Raw genomic sequence first — 19,285 nt, 5'->3', positions numbered from 1 at the left:
GTTAAAAGACACCTTTTTTAGATTTTTGTATGGCTTTCGGTTGATGAATTGTGAGTCCTTCAAGTAACCAACGAAGTTGTTGTTGCGTGAGCCGACGAACTTCATTTTCATTTCGTGGCCATTGGAGTTTGCCATTATCCAATCGTTTATAAAGCATAGCGAAGCCATCTCCATCAAAGTATAAACATTTATAACGATCTTTCCTTCGACCGCAAAACAAGAAGATTGCCTCGCTGTATGGATCGAGTTCGAATCCTGAATTAGCGTTGCTAGACCGTCGATTTCTTTTCGCATATCTGTATGACCGCAAATGATATAGATATTTTTGCATTTTGTAAAATCATGAATCATTTCGATTCAACTCCCTGATAACGGCTTGAAGTAATTGAGGTTTGACACCAGGGTAGAAGGAGATTTTACACTGATTGGATTGAATGACGCATATTGGTCTGAGTGGACCATGACTTGCTGGGGATGGAGTTGGATCAGATTTGGACTCTAATTTTACAGGCACGATATTGAGTTTTTCCGTTGCCAAAAAAAGAACACCTCCTCTGAAATTGTTACTTTCATCTTACAGGGAGGTGTCATTGATTTATAGGCGTTGTTTGATTTCGGGCTTACGATGGATTAGGGGAAATTCGAGGTTCCCCTAAGCTGTTTTTATTTTCGCTAAGTTTTGGGTAATGAATATTCGGTTTCTAAAGTGAGGCTCTATAATATTTGGTGTTGGTGGATACAACCAGCACCATTTTTTACACAAAGGCTCTGTTAAACTTTATTGTTGAATTTATGATTATATAAAATAGGCTTGTCTCATTTTAGAGAACAAGCCTATTTTTACTCTTTTAGAGTGGGTGGAATTTTAACTAACACATAGTCACCAGTCCACATTTGTGTCGATATAATCAAATTTTCACCTTGCTTTTCAAAGAAGAGTCCATTTCCATCTTTTTGTTTGAAAACCCAACCATATTGACTAACCATTTCCTTGATAATTTCATCAGCTATGGATATATTTCGTTCGCTTATTATATACCATTGCTGACCGTTTTCGTTTAATAATTTAACGATTTTTTCATCAGAATTATTTAATTTTTCTATGACCTCTTTTTTGCTCATATTTTCTATCGGAAGTGAAGGATAGTAGAGTTTGTTGTAGAATACAAAAGCCCCAACAAATACAATCATCAATCCGATTGCTAATAACAGCTTTTTCATAAAATACCTCCTATTTACAATCTCGTATTGTCAAAAATTTATAGATAAAATCTAGATGATTTATTGATATATAAGGTTTTATAAACAAAAAACTTGCCACCCCCTTAAAATTAGGGTATTTATGAGGTAACCACACACTCAAAAATCCCTAATGAAGGAAGTGACAAGTTGTTACCTCAATTATTAACCTATTTGCTTGAATATATCAAGTACCAAGATCAAATGATTCGAACATTACTTACCCTTCTGATTGGAAAAAACATGTTTGATAAGCCAACTGAAAAGCCTGTCAATAAGCCTTATCAAAAACTCCAGGTGGATGAGCTGCCAATCATTGAAACTCTACAAAAGCTTGATTATCAAATTCTTCTCAAAGAATATTTGGAGAAGAACGGGAAACCTCTCAAACCTGTTCAGAGACGCTCCAATTCAAAAGGTAAAGTACCTTCATCCATGAAATGTCCAAGGTGTGGTGCTCCGTCAGATTATCTTTATGCCAATAACGGAGGTAAAGGACAGTATCAATGCAAGGTGTGTGCGTGTCTGTTTAATAAAAAGAATCAATATGCCAAGGAGGCTGTACTAAAATGTCCACACTGTTCGAAAACACTCGAGAAGATCAAGGAAAGAAAAGATTTTCTCGTATTTAAGTGCAAAAACAATGACTGTCCGTATTACAAAAAGAAACTGCGAGGAATGTCTAAAAAAGAGAAAAAGCAGTTCGAAAAGGATCCTCAGTCTTTTAAAGTTCGATACATATTCCGTCAGTTTCAAATTGATTATCAGCCGTTAGCCAAACATTCACCTAAGAAGCCAAAAGTGGATTTGTCCAGGCTTCATGTGTCACCGCACACATTGGGGCTCATTTTAACCTACCATGTAAACTATGGCTTATCGGCTCGGAAAACAGCTGCACTGATGAAGGATGTTCATGGTGTACCCATCTCTCACCAGAGTATATTGAATTACGAAAACAGCGTAGCACTTCTGCTCAAACCTTATGTGGATCATTATCCTTACGAGCTTTCTGATCAATTCTGCGGAGACGAAACATACATTAAGGTGAATGGCCGTTGGCATTATCTTTTTTTCTTTTTTGATGCGGTAAAGAAAATTATTCTGTCCTACCCTGTTTCTCCAAATCGTGATACAGTATCAGCCATTCGCGCGATTGATGAGGTCTTATGGAAGATGAAAGAGATTCCTGAAGACCTCACCTTTGTCGTAGATGGCAATCCGATTTACCTTTTAGCACAACACTTTTTTGCCCAGCACGGTATTACGTTTGATGTGAAGCAGGTCATTGGACTAACCAACGAAGACCCGGTTTCAACGGAATACAGACCGCTAAAACAAATTATTGAAAGACTGAATCGAACATTTAAGGGTAATTACAGATCGACACACGGATTTGGATCCGATCACGGATCCGTTTCTTATGTGACTTTGTTTGTGGCTTATTTTAACTTCTTGCGGCCACATTCAGCCCTGGAAGGCAAAGTGCCTGTAGTCATTCCAGAACTAAAAGAACTGCCGAATATGCCTGCACGTTGGACAAAACTGATTGGTTTAGCTCAACAATGGCTAGTAGAGCAAACTGCCTAACTTTTTGTTTAGCAGAGCCCTTACCAGCATCGGCGAAGCGAACTCTTGACAAACCGAACCAGTCAATGGTTTAAAATGGGAATTGGCAAGGGCTTCTTTGGTGTGCCTTCTTTTTGTTCCCTTCGCCCTTGTTGGTTCGAAATCAAACCATTGACGTGTTTGTCAAGAGCGATTGCGGCGGCATTTTCTCTATTTTCGTTAGAACACATCCTTCCAATACTGAGTTTTCATAGAACTTTTGACACTACCTACAATCTTTCAAGACAATCCAATCATATATAGAATATTCGACAATTATTCCCAATTACCTTCATACTTCTCTCACACAGCAAATTTCTTTAAGCGAAGTGATGTGTTAGTTTCCGTCATTCTATGAATACAACTTTGAACAAGAAACTCCTTAATAAATACATCATCTGTTTTAAATTGGATGCTATCGAGATACGTAAACCAAGCAAGGTAATTTTGGAGATATTTTGTTGCTACTCCGTTAAATTTACGCACCCATCCCTTTAAACGACTATGAAAATTATTCACATTTTGGATATGAAAAATGCCTTTTGCGTGTTCTTTCTTTGATGCAGTAAATGTGTAATGTTCCATAATACCTTTTGTTTTTGCAAATGGTTTGAAAGCTCTCCAAGAATCTGTGCATAGCGTATTAGTAGAGGATTATTTATCTCCTGCCGCTTTATCTAATTGTGTTGTTTCAATACGAGCACGACCTAAAACCGAAGACACAGTTGCTTTCGTTCTTCTCTTGCAACTAATACACAGACTTGTTGCTTACTAATGCCACGTTCGTATAAATCGAATATCAACAATGAGTTTTAACATAGCCTACACAAAAAGTAAGCCCGAATTCAAACGACGCATATCAACGAAAAAACTGGCTGTTTTCCGTGAGTGAATCGGGAGCCGATGCAAATGCCATCTGTTTAAGCTTGGCTGAAACGGCAAAAGCTAATGGAATTGATTTTTATCAATACTTAGTGAAAGTATTGTCGGAACTCCCAAGTTTACCAATCCATCAACAGCCAGAAATATTAGATCGCTATTTGCCATGGTCGAAAACAATTTGTGAATCATGTGCAATGGCAAAATAGCCCTCAATCCGAAAAAACTTGGGATTGAAGGGCTATTCGTCGTGTGTACCAGAAGGGTGCGCATTTTTTTATTTATCTCACATATTTCGGGATTACTTTGGAACATAATTAACAAACATTTAAATCATTAAAATTCAAGTAATCTTCTTAAGTCATTAATATACGATTGACTAACAGGTAATTCGGTGCCATTTTTTAATTGAATGATAAAGTTTGTCGTAATATCCTTCGTGATATTTTTAATAAAATAAATGTTTAATATATATGAACGATGTACTCGAACAAAAAACTCCGGTAACTTTGTTTGAAGCTCTTTTAACGTATAATTTGTTTTAAACTGTTCATCATTTGCATAAAACCAAGTTCGTTTTTGCAAGCTTTCGATATGAGAAATTTCCTCTACAGGTACGGGTGTCCACAGATCTTCCTGCTTACCAGTTAAAAATTTATAAGGTTCCTTTTTTTCTGGAGTATAGGAAGATGGGAAAATAATAATGAGTGCGGCATTTTTTTGACTTATGTAAATAGGGTAGCCTATTACGAAATAGGGTTTTCCAAATATTGTTGAATCCAATACAATTCCAGTTTTCATTCGAGTTTGTAATACATGAGATGCAACGCTTTCTGGGTGGATTTTGTCCTCGATAGTAAGATGTAAATGTTCGATACTTGGTGAATAATAAATATAAGAATCTTCGGAAGCTACAGCAATGGATGCATTTTTAGGAATCCAATCTTCTAATATAATTTTTAATTGTTCTAATCCCTCATTTGAAATATCCACACATAACATCTCTACACTACTTCCCCCTTATTAAAAATTCAGAATCATGCTAAATTATCTTTGGAAATAATTGTTTTATCCTGAATTTTTAGTATTTCGTCACAAAATAATACATTTTTTTATTATCTGTTATATATTAGGTTTAACATTAATATACCTGTTATGAAACAGAATGTAAATTACTTTTCTAACAGAGTGTATTGAAATAAAGGGGAAGGTGTGAATGAAATGTTGACGCAACAGGAAAGAAATGAAAGAGTTGAGGCATTAAAAAAAGATTGGGCTGAAAATCCACGTTGGAAAGGAATTGAACGACCATATACTGCTGAAGAAGTAGTGAAATTACAGGGGTCTGTAGTCGTAGAGCATACATGGGCAAAACGTGGTGCTGCTCGACTTTGGAAATCTTTACATGAAGAAGATTTTATTAATGCGTTAGGTGCATTGACAGGTAATCAGGCAGTACAACAAGTAAAAGCAGGTTTAAAAGCTATTTATCTATCAGGATGGCAAGTAGCGGCTGATGCTAACTTAGCAGGACATATGTATCCAGACCAATCATTATATCCAGCTAACTCAGTTCCAGCTGTCGTAAAACGTATTAATCAAGCCTTACAACGTGCTGATCAAATAGAACATGCTGAAGGTCGCGATGATGGTTTTGATTGGTTTGCACCAATCGTAGCAGATGCTGAAGCAGGATTCGGTGGACCACTTAACGTGTTTGAATTAGTAAAAGCCATGATCGAAGCGGGTGCTGCTGGAGTTCACTTAGAAGACCAACTTGCTTCTGAGAAAAAATGCGGTCACTTAGGTGGTAAAGTATTACTTCCAACACAAAATGCGATTCGTAACTTAATTGCTGCTCGTTTAGCTGCGGATGTTATGGGTGTAGACACAATCTTAATTGCTAGAACTGACGCTGATGCAGCAGACATGGTAACGAGCGATATTGACCCACGAGATAAAGAATTTATTACAGGTGAACGTACTCCTGAAGGTTTCTTTAAAACAAGAGCAGGAATTAAACAAGCAATTGCTCGCGGTTTAGCTTATGCGCCATATGCTGATTTAATTTGGTGCGAAACATCAAAACCTTCATTAGAAGAAGCTAGGGAATTTGCGGAAGCAATTCATGAAAAATTCCCTGGCAAAATGTTAGCATACAACTGTTCACCATCTTTCAACTGGAAAGCAAATCTCACAGATAAAGAGATTGCAGAATTCCAGCGTGAAATTGCAAGAATGGGTTATAAATTCCAATTCGTAACATTAGCAGGATTCCACTCACTTAACAAATCAATGTTTGAATTGGCTGTTGATTACAAAGACAATGGTATGGCAGCTTATTCTAAACTACAACAAGCTGAGTTTGATCTAGAGAAAAAAGGTTATACAGCTACAAGACACCAACGTGAAGTTGGTACAGGTTACTTCGATGAAGTATCAATGGTTATTTCTGGAGGTACTTCTTCTACAACTGCAATGGCAGGTTCAACAGAAGCTGAACAATTCGTATAATAAAATTTCTTTCTTAGTCTAAAACGGGGGATATTTATATAGAACAGGCAACAATACAAACAGTAAAGGTATTGGCGAAATGACGAATGAAGTTGAAAGTTTTTAGTCTGAGCTTGATAAACTTTGAACAAAGTTGTTGAAGGATTGTAAACTTTTGGTCGTTTTGATGTAGCTTACTTGTGTTTTAAGTTTGTTCAATTTTTGACATAATGAACAAGTTATTTGAACCTATTAAATCGCTTACTTACAAAGGGGATCGTTAAATTAATATAGGTTGCCTCCTATATTGATCGATTTATTGCTAAAGGGGTTTATGTTAAGGGATTAAATATTAAGTAAATTGGGGATGGTTATGCCTTACTTGTCTCGAGAGCAGAGCGAGTAAGGTCTTTTTTTAATATTGATAAACGAGAAGAAAAAAGTTATTGTTCAAAGAATTCGTTTGTTTAATAAGTTTTCAAAGGGGGAAAGAAAATGAGAAATAGAGATCTACTATTGATTCCTGGACCAACTCCGGTAGTGGATGAAATTTACGATGCTTTAGCGTTAGAAACAAGGGGGCATACAGATCCACGCTTTGTAGAAGTTTATAAAAATGCGTTACAGCAAACAAAAGAGCTGTTTCAAACGGATGGAGAAGTATTTGTCATTGCTGGTACTGGAACTTTAGCAATGGAAATGGCTATCGTCAACACGGTTGGAAAAGGGGAAAATCTACTTGTTTTAAGTCACGGATATTTTGGCGACCGTTTTATTCCATTAGCGCAGGCATACGATATACATGTAGATGTTTTACAATCAGAATGGGGAAAACAAATTGATCCATCAATAGTGGAAGAAACGTTGAAACGTAAACAATATAAAGCCGTGACGATTACACATGCAGATACATCTACAGGTGTTGTTTCAGATTTAGAGACATTGGTGCCAATTATCAAAAAAACAGGTGCCCTTGTCATTGTTGATGGTGTTGTGGCTAGTGCTGCAATCGATGAAAATATGAGTAAAACTTATGGCCATCCAGACTATAAACTGGATGTCGTCCTTACTGGTTCACAAAAAGCTATTGGTATGCCACCAGGGCTTGCTATTGTTGCGTTTAATAAAACCGCTCTAGCGGCTCGGGAGCATTTAGGACAAGTTCAAGCTTACTATTGCGACATAAAAAATTGGTTACCAATTATGAGAGACCCTTCAAAATATTTTGCGACTCCTCCTGTTAACTTGATTTATGCCTATAATGAGTCGTTAAAAATCGTTTTAAATGAGGGGATGAAAAAGAGAGAAAACCGCCATATTGCCTATGGACGAGGGGTTCGAGCGGCGATGCGTTCCTACGGTATGAGACCGTTAGCAAATGAAGAAGTTGCTGCTCCGACATTGAGTTGCATTTTATATCCTGAGGGAGTAGATGATGTCGCATTTCGTAGTGGTTTAGCTTCTCGTGGAGTTATCGTTGCTGGTGCATTAGCTCATTTAGCAGGGAAGGCATTCCGCATCGGTCATATGGGGAATACAACTCCTGAAATGTTAGAAAAGGCAATCCAAGCAATCGGTGAAGTGCTTCAAGAGCTCGGTCATACGGCCAATATTGAAAAAGCAATTAAAGCATTCAAAGAAGAAATAGAACAAGCAGTACGAAATTAGTTTTCATATACTGATGCAATACAATGCAAAAGGATTCATAGAAAAAGCCGTCTCTTTTGAGGCGGCCATATTTATCATATAAAGAAATGTTACAGCCATTTTAATATCAATCTCTTAAATATAAATAAAAGTAGTATACTATAGATTAATAGGTTCTAATAAACTTTTTAAGGAGAATAAGCTGTGGAACGACCAATTGTTATTATACCAGCACTAAACCCACTACCAACACTTATTAACTATACAAAGGCTTTATTAGAATTAAATATTTACAAAGTGATCATTGTGAATGACGGCAGCGATCCAAAATATCAATATATTTTTCAAGAACTATCGATGATTGATCATTGTATTGTATTAAAGCATGAGGATAATAAAGGGAAAGGGAGAGCATTAAAAACCGGGTTTGGTTACGTGTTAAAATATTTTCCTAAGACAAATTTCGTATTAACGGTAGGTGCTCATGGCCAACATACATTAGATGATGTAAAGCTCATATTACAAAATTTAAGAGTATTTTCTAATGGTATTATATTAGGTGTTCGTAACTTTCGTTCAAAAGACTTGCCTTTATCCAACGCGATTGGTCACCGAGCAGCATCACTATTGTTTAAATTATTATTCCATCGGCGAATATTAGATACTCAAACAGGATTGCGTTCCATTCCGACAAAAGAATTATCGTGGTTATTGAAGGTACACGGGGATTCTTATGATTATGATATTAATATGCTGGTGGAAGCAATCAAAAGAAAAATCCCAATTTACGAAATTCCTATTGGACGAGTTAAAATAAGGAAGAATTCGATTATTCACTATGATGAGATCACTAATTCTCAAAAAATCATACAGCAAATTATTGCAAACTTCACAAAGTATCATAAAAAAAATCAGGAATGAAACTTTTTGTTCGAAAAATCGTACATTTTTATAGTACTACCAAAGGGGCTACCAACTTTTTCATTTTTGGTAGTACTTCTTTTTTTATAAATGGCAATACTTGTAGGAAAGAGAAGGAACTTAGAAATTTATTGTGTTAGGTGGTGAAGGTAATTGTTAAAGCGATTGATAATTCTTGTTATTCTCCTTGTCATGATTAAACCAGCATATGATTTGTCCAAACAAATTTGGGATGAAATAGTTAACTGGCTTGATATCAATTCTGCTATAACAACCATGGAGAACATAAATATTTCAGAGATAGGAAAAACGGCGAAGGAAACAATTTACGAAACAGCTTCAACCATATCCGCTTTACAAGCTACCGTTCACTTACCGGAAAAAGTGCAATCTGTTGAAGAGTTAGCAGATGCATTTTTTTATCATTTTAGTCATTGGGAAACAAACTTTGAAATACATTATGTTGGAAGCACAAGCGATATTGAACATATCATTCAACAAGCAGTAGAAGAAGCTTCTAATCGAGATCATTATATTTTAGGGCATTTGAGTGATCGAAAAATTGAATATGAATATGGAAAATATAAAGCGAAAATTAAAGTGCAGCAACAATATTTAACAAATGCTGTGCATGAGCAATATGTGGATGAACGAATAGCAGCCATTTTAGCAAGCGTCGATGTAAACTCCATGTCGGACTTTGAAAAGGTCAAATTTGTTAATGATTATATAGTAAAAAATACAGTTTATAGTACGGACACATCGTTAAGTCCTCATAGTGCATGTGCAGTGTTAAAAGAAAATAAAGGAGTTTGCCAAGGATACGCGCTTCTTGCATTAAAAATGCTAAGAGATTTAGGGATTGAAACGTTATATGTAGTTGGAGAAGTGCATACAGGTCCTCATGCATGGAACTTAGTGAAAGTAGATGGGGAATGGTATCATCTTGATACTACATGGAATGATCCAGTACCTGATCGTGGTAATGCAGTGAGATATCAATATTTTCTCCTTGATGATGCGACAATGAAACTTGATCATCGTTGGAATGAAGCGGATTATCCTAAGGCGATAAGTAAAAAATACACTGTGATGTCGAAAATTGACCATGCTTATGAAAAGGATGGTTATATTTACTACAGCAATATTGCGGATGATCATCGTTTATATCGATTAAATTTATCGACCGGGGAAAATAAACGATTAACAAAGAGTAGAGCACAATATATCGTGGGGTTAGGTGAATGGATTTTTTTCAGCAACTATTCAAAGGGTGCATACCTTGCAAGAATACGCACTGATGGTTCAGATGAATCCATTATCTATCGGGAAAAGGTTAGTGACTTATTGGTTGAAGATGGTTATTTAATATTCGCAACGGACGAAGGGTTGAAAAAAATGGAGATACGAAATTTTTGATGATTTACCGAAACAAAAAAGGGGCTTCCAGTTAGCCCCAGTCATAACGTACCGACCGACTTGATCGAAATTGAAAAACCACTATTATTTTAATGAACTAAGTGCCCTGTTGGCAATATAGTCTATCGGATTTTGAGTGCATAAATGGAAAGAAATATATGGATATATTTTTTTCACATAATCTTTAAAGACATTTAAGATGATCGGATTATGTTTCAATATGCCACCGTTTAAGTAAACGATAAAATCTTCACCAATCGGTTCAATTTTCCGTAATACCGCGTTTGTCATGATCGATAATTCTTTCGCCGCGTTGCAAGCGATTTGAATGGCTTGCTCGTCTCCAAGGGAAATAGCTTTCGTTAGGATTTTCGAAATGTTAGCGACTTGAGCATTTGTATAATCTGGTTGATAGATCCAATCATTAAGTTGTTCAATATTGTCTATTTGTAACATGTCGTAAACTAGGTCAGTGAGGACGGTAGGTTTCTCAAGACGGCCATCTTCAGAGCGAAAAATCGTATTTAAAATCTCTCTTCCAATCCAATAACCGCTTCCTTCATCTCCAACCCGATGTCCCCATCCACCAGAGCGTTCAATCCTTCCTTGACCATCTGTAGCATAAGCAGCAGAACCAGTACCTGAAATGAGGAGGGCACCTGCTTTTCCGCCAGTTAATCCTATTAATGTGGACTGTACATCATTTTCAACAATTGTACGACGAATAGAGAAGGGTGAGTTTCCACAACTTCGATGGATAATTTGTTGAACTATTGCAAGCCCGTTTTGTGTATCAACACCTGCAATGGCAAAGGTAGCAACTGCAATGTCCAGTATGCCTGTAGCTTTATAAGCCTCATTTAATAGATTAGTTAATACTTTTTCTACCTTTTCTGCGCCAATGGCTTGGTAATTTGTACTTGTTGATGTTTTTTCGAAATATACCTTTCCACTAGCATCTCTCAATGACAAAGTGGTTTTTGTCGCTCCACCATCAATGGCTAAAATATACTGATTCATGTTTCCTGTTTGCTCCATTCATCTAAATATTGTTGCAAACGTTTTTCACTTTGTAAAATTGCATCCTTTTTAATCTGAATCCATCTATTCAGTAAAGGGGTTTCCCTTTTTGCTTTTAAGAGCGATTTTCTCATTGTCATGGGAGCAGGGCCACCTGGTAATTTTCGAATATTGACGAAATGTGTAGGTTTTAAAGATTGATAGAATTCTTCTTTAGAAATGTTTAATGGCTTATCAGTCAGTTCAATGCATTTTTCGTTGACTAGCTCCCATGTTAAATCTTCAATGGAATCTTTATTATTTTTTAGCAAAGCACGAACACAGTTTGAAACGATTGCATGTGATTGTCGGAAGGAAATGTTTTCAGTAATGACGAGGGTATCAGCTAGTTGGGTAACGTTGGCAAAACTTCTTTCAGCTCGCTCTAATAATTTTTCTTTGTTGACATCCATTGTCACTACTAAACTGCCAAATAGTTTATAGATTCCACGCAGCTTCTCCATTGCACGCCAAATGTAAGGCTGCATATCATCTTCCGTATCAACAATATCCCCGAATGGAGTGTTATGAATCATTTGTAAGACTGTGGAAGCATCCCCTACAACCGATGAGAGTAGTGAACGGGTGTGTTCTATTGAAACGGGATTTCGCTTTTGTGGCATAATGGAGCTGACTTGAACATATGGACTGGCAAGACTGATTGCATTAAATTCTTGTGTTGCCCATTGTAAGAAGTCTTGTGCGGTACGTCCAAGATTTAATGCGGCAAGTTGCACAACACTAGCTGTTTCAGCAATATAATCAGCTCCGGCCACAGCATCCCATGCATTTTCCACTAAATCATCAAAAGCGAGCAGTTCTTGCATTCGTTGGCGATTAATGTGGAAACCTGTTGTCGTTAATGCGGCGGCTCCCATGCTGCTTCGATTTACCGTTGCATAAGCATGTTGCATGCGTTTAAAATCTCTTGTAAGTTGGTCAATAACAGCCTTTAAGTAGTGAGCGAAAGTTGTTGGTTGGGCTTGTTGTGTATGAGTATAGCCGATCATGATGGTATCTACGTGTTCTAATGCAAAGGCGATGAGTGAAGTTCGCAAAGTTACTAATTCTTCCATAAGGGCAAGAAGTTTTTCTCGTATTGTCATACGATAAATGGCAATCCCCATATCGTTTCGACTTCTTCCAATATGCAAATTTCCCGCTACATCTCCAGCAATCTCCATCAGTTTATTTTCAATTCGGAAAAACAAATCTTCAAATTGAGGTTTGTAATCTTGCTTTTCATAATATTCCAAGTCGAGTTGACTAATGGCAAAACCGATTTTTTTTACATCATCTTTTGATACAAGTTGTTGTTCTTCCAGCATTTTTAAATGGGCAATATGTATTTGCACCATTGATTTTAGGAAATGTTTTTTTGCTTCTTCATAGGCAGGTTGAAGCACGATTTTTCGATAACTATTTGAAGGAAATTGAGTGCCTTCGTATTCATGGATGCGGCTTTTATACTCATGGAACATCACAATAATCGCCCCCAGTATTATTGCTAAAAAGGTAATTTGAAGAGAGGTATTGGCTTCTAAATAATTAACTGGCTTCTGACTTCTCTTCAATATATTTCATTGACTGCCTTTGAGAGATGACGGTTGGCAGCGCGATTCCCGTTAAAATAAGAATAATGCCGATAATTTGTAACTGAGTAATAGGTTCATGCAATACAATGACAGAAGCGATGACAGCAACTGGTAATTCCATGGCGCTTAAGATGGAAGCAAGACCTCCGCCGACTTTTGGCACAGCAGTTGCAAGTAGGAAAATCGGCAAAATCGTTCCAAAGAAACCGAGTATTAAGCCAAATTTCCAAAGCCCCTCTCTTATTAATATACCGTTCCATACTATTTCTGGTGACAAGAAGATGCTAATCAAGATAAGGGCGAAAAAGGATGTAAATAGTGTTCTTTCGGTTGTTGTAATACCTTGTATTGTTTTTGAATTGATTTGTAAGAAAATCGCAAAGCTAATAGCTGAACAAAAACCAAAAAACCAACCTAGCCAGTGAATGTTTGATAAATCGGCATCAAACACTCCAGCGGCAAGCAGCGTTCCGATAAAAAGAATGACTAGGGAAATGATTTCCGGGCGGTTCGGCCATCTTTTTCGCAAGATACAGTCTATCAGGATGCCAATCCATGTGAATTGGAAGAGCAATACAACGGCGAGAGATGCCGGTAAGTAATTTAAAGACTTACCGTAAACAATGCCGGTTGTACCTGTAAAAATTCCAGCAAATATTAAGGTAATGAATTCCTCTTTTTTAAGCTTAGGAACTTTTCTTTTAGTAAAGACAAATAATAACAACGCTAAACAAAATCCAATCAGATATTGGCTTGTGACAGCTTCATCGGGTGTAAATCCATAACCCATTGCTACTTTAATAATGGTTGAAAGTATTCCGTAACTACTAGCTCCAATAATGATAAGTAAAGGGTAAATAAAATTCATTTTCATGATGTCTTAACCTACTTAACAATTTTTTTGTCGTCTAGAATTCCTTCATAATCGATACAAATTTCATTTATGAAGCATTCTTTAATGATTGTTGAAAGCTTGCTTTATCATAATTAAAAGTATAGCAAATTTTGATATTTTCGGAAAATAAGGGTGCTAGTATAATAACAGATTTCTAATTGATTAAAATTTTAGAATATAATAGAAACTAGTAATCTACTAGGGAAGTGGTGTATCAAAATTGAAAAATTCCGATCGTTTCCTGTTAGCGTTTAATCGAATTACATTCACTTTGAGAAAAATCGTAAAGGCAAGAGAGCACTTGCCCTTTTATCGCCTAATTGAATTGGCAAAAAAGAAAAGTCCGTTAGTAAAAAAATATGAAGATGATTTACGTACTTTTGCAGATTTGCGAAATGTAATTGTGCATCATCGAGTATCTGAGGAGTTTGTCATTGCTGAGCCTCATATACAAGTTGTTGAACGCATCGAGTACATAGATCAACTATTAGATCGACCAAGTATAGTAGGACAAGTTTTTCGAAAAAAAGTAGTTACTTTTCAGACGACAGATTCATTAAAAGAAGCATTAGACATCGTTCAACAACGAAAATATACTCAATTCCCGATATATGAAGGGAAGGAATTCCAAGGTCTCGTTACTACAGTAGGTATTACCAACTGGTTAGCGGATGTAGCAAATCATAAAATCTTAGTTTACGAAATGCCAACTATGAAAGATATATTGCATTACGAAAAAAAGCGAGTAAACTATAAGTTTATTAGTCGGTATTTAACTGTATATCATGCCAAGGAGCTTTTTAAAGAAGGTGTTGAAAGGGGTAAGCGATATGACGCTTTGCTCATTACGGAACATGGTAAACCTCATCAGAAGTTAATAGGTATCATTACCCCCCTTGATTTGATGAAAGTGCCATAATTATACATATCTCCAATCTAGACAATATGAATAAAAGGTTTGTCCTTAATTGGCTTTTTTGGACAAACCTTTCTTATCATTATAAAGTGAAACATATAAAGAACCGTTTTCTAAAACTTGTGCGAAAAAAACATCTTTTATATTTTTGATGTTCTTCTTTTTTAGCTTATTTAGCAGCCATTCTTCAGTTAAGTTTAATTCGGAGAGATTTTTCTTCACAATCTTCCCATCGGAAATGACTTCGGTTGGGAAGTAAGGGGGAATTGAACAATCCGCTTTGACGTCTTGTTTCGTAGCGGGACTTCTAGCAGGTTTTTTTAATACACTCAATTCACCATTGGTTTCAAACACTGCATAATGGACCTCATCAAATGAAAAAACGCCTTCTTCACGTAATAACATTGCTAATTCATCGGTGTGAAGTCTTGCTCTTTTTAAACCATTTTGATTGATGACGCCATTTTGAATTAAAATTGTAGGACGATCATCAACAAGAACACGAATTTTAGTTGATTTCATTGCAATAAAACTCATAATGAGAGTAAGAGCAGTCCAGCATAATAGGGCAACGATACCGTCAAAAAAAGGAGTGTCAATTTGCGTTGTAATTTCACCAGCAATTGATCCGATAGTAATACCAGTGATGTAATGGAAGAAAGTTAGTTGACTTAATTGTTTTTTTCCAATAATTCTTGCTAACACTAAGATGACATTAAAGGCAACAATACTTCGGATAACAATTTGCCAAAAATTAACTTCCCAAAAATTTTCCATTGTGAATCCACTCCTTTCATTTCTCAATTTAGAATGAGCTGAATAAGCAAGATTATGCAAAAAAATAACAGAAGCGCTATTACGCTTCTGTTTTAATGGAGAAATTTACACTAAGTAATGTTTATATTCATCTGGAATTTTTTCAGGATTTAATACGAAGTCTTCTTCAATTTTCAACTCATGCATTTTATTGTTGTAAGAAAAACGGAAAATCCCATTATCAAAGTCTGTGCCAATTTCTTTAAAGAAGATTCCTTCTATAAAGCGGGATTTTGGGCAAGTAAATACAATTTTATATTGTTCACCCTCCGACACGATGAAAGCGCGGACACCTTTTTCATACATGTCGATGCCCTCATCTTCAGTAGGTCGGCTTACTGCAACGATATGGAAGTCTGCAAAAGGAATTTCTTTTAATAATACATTGAGAAAGGAACCTTTTGTGATCTCTTCCCATCGACTTTGAGCGCTTTGACCAACAATAATTTGGGAAATATTATATTCTCTAGCTACTTCAGCTATTACTTTTTGAATCGGTCTTTTTTCGTTGTCCCGAATGATAAATTCTTCAACCCCTAGTTCATTTGCTAACTCGGTCCAACGTTCAATATAACCGGATTTTTCAGCATCAAAATTGTCTAGAGGTTTTGAATCAACCGTTAATATATATAATGGACAATTAAGCAAACTAGCAAGCTTATGACCTCTACGAATGAGTCGCTCACCGTTTAATCCATAATAAACGCAAACTAAAATACTTTCATCCGCTTGCTTTTTGACACCATTCATCATTTTATATTAGCACCTCTTAAATTAATATCATAACAGACTTCTTTATTTTTCAGTCAAAATCAATGAAATACAAATTGCTTTATTATATACTTAAAATTGTAGCTAGGATTAAATTTTTCTAAGTTATTAGCATTTTAATTCAATAGTATATATTGTTATTGACACATTATTATGCTACGTAGATTTGTTTTCGTCAAGTAAATATAGTAATGGGAGGAGAGAACTTGTGACAGTTGATGTTGCCATCATCCTTACTCCGTTTATTTTTGCTGCATTGACTCCTGTATTATACAGGTTTATTAGCAAAAAATATATAGGATGGCTCGTATTGAGTGTCTCTTTTATATTATTCCTTTTTTTAACTACATACATCCCTCGTATATCTGACGGTGAAGTTGTTGCTTTCACTCATGAGTGGATCCCCTCGTTAGGTATTCATTTCACTACTTATTTAGATGGACTCAGCTTAATTTTTAGTTTACTCATTACCGCAGTAGGAAGTTTAGTTATTTTGTACTCGATTTTTTATTTATCCAGAAGCGAACAGCTATACCATTTTTATTGTTACCTGTTACTGTTTATGGGGGCAATGTTAGGGGTTGTTCTTTCTGATAATTTAATGGTTTTATATGGATTTTGGGAGCTAACAAGTGTTTCATCGTTTTTACTAATTGCATATTGGCATCACCGAAAAGCTTCACGAGCTGGGGCAAGAAAATCAATGATCATTACGGTTGCCGGCGGTATTTCTATGCTAGCAGGTTTTTTGATGCTCTATGAGATGTCAAAAACATTAAGCATCCGTGAGATTATTGGAAATGTGGAAGCGATACAAGAACACGCATTGTTTGTACCAGCACTTGTATTGATTTTATTAGGTGCATTTACAAAGTCTGCACAATTTCCATTTTATATTTGGTTGCCGGATGCGATGGAAGCTCCAACACCTGTGAGTGCTTATTTGCATTCTGCGACAATGGTAAAAGCAGGAATTTATTTAGTGGCAAGACTCACACCTGTTTTTGGTGGTGAGGCGTTATGGTTCTGGTTAGTAACAGGCGTTGGGTTGTTTACGTTGTTTTGGGGTTCCTTCAATGCTGTAAAACAGGTGGACTTAAAAGCGTTGCTCGCCTTTTCGACAGTAAGTCAGCTCGGGCTTATCATGAGTTTATTAGGTATGGGTTCTGTGGCAGTCTACTTAGGTAATTCTTCGGAAACGATTATTTATACACAAGCGGCATTTGCAGCCATCTTCCATTTAATAAACCATTCCACTTTTAAAGGTGCACTGTTTATGATGGTCGGAATTATCGACCACGAATTAGGGACGCGCGACATTCGTAGGCTCGGTGGACTTATGTCGTTTATGCCGTTAACCTTCACAATCGCACTTATCGGTAGTTTTTCAATGGCAGGGCTTCCTCCATTTAACGGATTTTTAAGCAAGGAAATGTTCTTTGCTGCAACCCTTCATATACAAGATTTAAATATTTTTTCTTTAGATAGTATAGGTTTTCTAATTCCAATTGTTGCATGGATTGCGAGCGTCTTTACTTTTGTTTACTGTCTAATTATTGTGGGTAAAACATTCTTTGGTAAAGTTCAGCTGCATCTATTAGCAAAACATCCTCATGAAGCACCGATTGGAATGTTAATATCTCCTTATACGCTCATCGTTTTTGTGGTTGGAATTTTCTTTTTCCCAAATCTACTAGGCCATTATATTTTAAGACCTGCGATGGCAAGTATTTATCCTACTTTTCCAACAACGCAAGAATTAACGCCGCATATACATGCTTGGCATGGAATATTTAGTCCTGAACTATGGATGACGATTTTTGTAATCGTTGTCGGAATTTTACTTTACAGATTATTGAAACGTTGGAAGCCAATTTATCGAGCACTTCCTCAAAATTTATCATTAAATTCACTATTTAATAATGGCATTTCATTTAGTGAATCTTTTTCGAATCGCGTTACCGGTCGATACATGACAGGTAATTTGACAGATTATTTTGTCTACATTTTTCTAGCGTTTTTAATGATTGTCGGTGGATATTTCCTCCAAACTGATATATTTTCTTGGAGCCCTGTCGATAGGGAGTCATTAGAAGTATTTGAAATCATTTTAGTGTTGATTATGATTGCCTCGTCCGTTGGTATATTGTTTGCGAAATCTCGTATAACAACCGTATTTCTTAGTAGTGTATTAGGATATTCAGTTGCCTTTTTCTTTATTGTTTTCCGAGCTCCTGATTTAGCCTTAACACAGCTTGTCGTTGAATCCGTTTCAACGGTACTCTATTTAATTTGTTTTAGACATTTGCCAGAAATAAGAAAAGAGATTCAACCGAAATGGATAAAAATGAGAAATATTTTCATATCGTTAGCTGTAGGGGCAACGGTAACTTTAGTAGGTTTTGCTGCTCTCAATTATGAAAAATTTATCACCATTTCTTATTTCTTTAACGATTCGTATGAGTTAGCTGGTGGGAAAAATATTGTAAACACAATTTTAGGAGACTTCCGTGCATTCGATACGATGCTCGAAGTGGTTGTATTATTTATCGCAGGTTTAGGCGTATACACCCTCATCAAGCTAAAAGCAAAAGGAGGGGGAACGAATGAGAATTAATGATGTGATATTGCGGACGGTTGTAAAAGTAGTAATTTTCATCATCCTCACTCTTGGTGTATATCTTTTTTTCTCGGGTCATAATGCACCGGGAGGAGGGTTTATAGGGGGGCTTGTTCTCGCTTCCGGGATTATTTTGCTCTATGTAACGTACGATATCGACACTATCCAAAAAAAAATGCCCTTTGATTTTAAGAAAGTAGCTGCTCTTGGTGTGTTGATTGCAACGGGAACAGGTCTTGGAGCAATTTATTTAGACGTGCCTTTTTTATCTCAAACAGACGGGCATTTTCAATTTCCGTTTATAGGTGATAAACACTTAACAACCGTAACGTTGTTTGAGGCGGGGGTTGCATTAACCGTAATTGGTACGCTAGTTACGATGATTTTAAGTATAAGTGAGGATGAGTAGT

General features: G+C 36.3%; 18 protein-coding genes and 1 pseudogene. 9 read left to right on the top strand and 10 right to left on the bottom strand.

What is annotated here, in order from left to right; genetic code table 11:
- Position 1 precedes the first annotated feature (1 nt).
- From tnpB to UtA1_RS02180, 3 genes are all read right to left on the bottom strand, one after another.
- Positions 2-331 (bottom strand): IS66 family insertion sequence element accessory protein TnpB, encoded by a 330-nt coding sequence (tnpB, locus tag UtA1_RS02190; RefSeq protein ID WP_096549914.1) that lies wholly within the window; start codon positions 329-331, stop codon positions 2-4.
- Positions 332-340: 9 nt separating this feature from the next.
- Entirely contained in the window at positions 341-538 is a 198-nt protein-coding gene (locus UtA1_RS02185; protein WP_096549913.1) for a hypothetical protein, read from the bottom strand.
- 302 nt (positions 539-840) lie between these two features.
- Positions 841-1,221, bottom strand: coding sequence for a hypothetical protein (locus tag UtA1_RS02180; RefSeq protein ID WP_096549912.1), 381 nt, complete (start codon positions 1,219-1,221; stop codon positions 841-843).
- A gap of 168 nt (positions 1,222-1,389) precedes the next feature.
- Between UtA1_RS02180 and UtA1_RS02175 the strand changes: the two genes are divergently transcribed.
- Complete coding sequence (locus UtA1_RS02175; RefSeq protein ID WP_096549911.1) at positions 1,390-2,826, top strand: DDE-type integrase/transposase/recombinase; 1,437 nt, start codon at positions 1,390-1,392, stop codon at positions 2,824-2,826.
- A gap of 321 nt (positions 2,827-3,147) precedes the next feature.
- Here UtA1_RS02175 and UtA1_RS18000 read toward each other — a convergent pair whose 3' ends face one another.
- Positions 3,148-3,429: a hypothetical protein gene (locus UtA1_RS18000; RefSeq protein WP_096549910.1), complete on the bottom strand. Its 282-nt coding sequence runs from the start codon at positions 3,427-3,429 to the stop codon at positions 3,148-3,150.
- A gap of 278 nt (positions 3,430-3,707) precedes the next feature.
- Here UtA1_RS18000 and UtA1_RS02165 point away from each other — a divergent pair.
- A pseudogene (locus tag UtA1_RS02165) lies at positions 3,708-3,932 on the top strand (transposase domain-containing protein); the annotation flags it as partial.
- 127 nt (positions 3,933-4,059) lie between these two features.
- On the opposite strand, the gene UtA1_RS02160 reads toward UtA1_RS02165, so the two are convergent.
- Positions 4,060-4,725, bottom strand: a complete 666-nt coding sequence (locus UtA1_RS02160) for a LytR/AlgR family response regulator transcription factor (RefSeq protein ID WP_096549908.1) — start codon at positions 4,723-4,725, stop codon at positions 4,060-4,062.
- Positions 4,726-4,944: 219 nt separating this feature from the next.
- Between UtA1_RS02160 and aceA the strand changes: the two genes are divergently transcribed.
- From aceA to UtA1_RS02140, 4 genes are all read left to right on the top strand, one after another.
- Complete coding sequence (gene aceA, locus UtA1_RS02155; protein WP_026019008.1) at positions 4,945-6,237, top strand: isocitrate lyase; 1,293 nt, start codon at positions 4,945-4,947, stop codon at positions 6,235-6,237.
- Positions 6,238-6,711: 474 nt separating this feature from the next.
- Positions 6,712-7,884, top strand: coding sequence for a pyridoxal-phosphate-dependent aminotransferase family protein (locus tag UtA1_RS02150; protein WP_096549907.1), 1,173 nt, complete (start codon positions 6,712-6,714; stop codon positions 7,882-7,884).
- 183 nt (positions 7,885-8,067) lie between these two features.
- Entirely contained in the window at positions 8,068-8,784 is a 717-nt protein-coding gene (locus UtA1_RS02145) for a glycosyltransferase family 2 protein (RefSeq protein WP_016837575.1), read from the top strand.
- A 153-nt stretch (positions 8,785-8,937) separates the two neighbouring features.
- A complete protein-coding gene (locus tag UtA1_RS02140; RefSeq protein WP_016837576.1) occupies positions 8,938-10,203 on the top strand; it encodes a transglutaminase domain-containing protein in 1,266 nt (421 codons plus the stop codon).
- Positions 10,204-10,287: 84 nt separating this feature from the next.
- Here the strand turns inward: UtA1_RS02140 and UtA1_RS02135 are convergent, their stop codons facing one another.
- From UtA1_RS02135 to UtA1_RS02125, 3 genes are all read right to left on the bottom strand, one after another.
- Positions 10,288-11,223 (bottom strand): N-acetylglucosamine kinase, encoded by a 936-nt coding sequence (locus tag UtA1_RS02135; protein ID WP_016837577.1) that lies wholly within the window; start codon positions 11,221-11,223, stop codon positions 10,288-10,290.
- A complete protein-coding gene (gene argH, locus UtA1_RS02130; protein WP_172597900.1) occupies positions 11,220-12,743 on the bottom strand; it encodes an argininosuccinate lyase in 1,524 nt (507 codons plus the stop codon). Before argH ends, UtA1_RS02135 begins: the two co-directional genes overlap by 4 nt.
- Before the next feature lie 67 nt (positions 12,744-12,810).
- A complete protein-coding gene (locus UtA1_RS02125) occupies positions 12,811-13,731 on the bottom strand; it encodes an EamA family transporter (RefSeq protein WP_016837579.1) in 921 nt (306 codons plus the stop codon).
- Positions 13,732-13,972: 241 nt separating this feature from the next.
- Between UtA1_RS02125 and UtA1_RS02120 the strand changes: the two genes are divergently transcribed.
- Positions 13,973-14,671, top strand: coding sequence for a CBS domain-containing protein (locus UtA1_RS02120; RefSeq protein WP_096549905.1), 699 nt, complete (start codon positions 13,973-13,975; stop codon positions 14,669-14,671).
- Between the two features lie 45 nt (positions 14,672-14,716).
- On the opposite strand, the gene UtA1_RS02115 is transcribed toward UtA1_RS02120, so the two are convergent.
- Together UtA1_RS02115 and UtA1_RS02110 are read right to left on the bottom strand one after the other, a co-directional pair.
- Positions 14,717-15,445 carry a DUF421 domain-containing protein gene (locus tag UtA1_RS02115; RefSeq protein WP_016837581.1) on the bottom strand — a complete coding sequence of 243 codons (729 nt, stop codon included), beginning with the start codon at positions 15,443-15,445 and terminating at the stop codon, positions 14,717-14,719.
- A 105-nt stretch (positions 15,446-15,550) separates the two neighbouring features.
- On the bottom strand, positions 15,551-16,234 hold the full coding sequence (locus UtA1_RS02110) for an adenine nucleotide alpha hydrolase family protein (RefSeq protein ID WP_026019010.1): 684 nt from the start codon (positions 16,232-16,234) through the stop codon (positions 15,551-15,553).
- A 229-nt stretch (positions 16,235-16,463) separates the two neighbouring features.
- Between UtA1_RS02110 and UtA1_RS02105 the strand changes: the two genes are divergently transcribed.
- Together UtA1_RS02105 and UtA1_RS02100 are read left to right on the top strand one after the other, a co-directional pair.
- Positions 16,464-18,872, top strand: coding sequence for a Na+/H+ antiporter subunit A (locus tag UtA1_RS02105; protein ID WP_096549904.1), 2,409 nt, complete (start codon positions 16,464-16,466; stop codon positions 18,870-18,872).
- The gene (locus UtA1_RS02100) at positions 18,862-19,284 is read left to right on the top strand and encodes a Na(+)/H(+) antiporter subunit B (RefSeq protein ID WP_016837585.1); all 423 of its coding nucleotides are present in this window, start codon (positions 18,862-18,864) and stop codon (positions 19,282-19,284) included. The genes UtA1_RS02105 and UtA1_RS02100 overlap by 11 nt, the downstream gene beginning before the upstream one ends.
- The last annotated feature ends 1 nt before the right edge of the window (position 19,285 follow it).

The organism is Ureibacillus thermosphaericus (assembly GCF_002370195.2).
Taxonomy (GTDB): Bacteria; Bacillota; Bacilli; order Bacillales_A; family Planococcaceae; genus Ureibacillus; species Ureibacillus thermosphaericus.
Note: the sequence above shows the minus strand (reverse complement) of the source record. Positions and strands in the feature narration are given on the sequence as shown.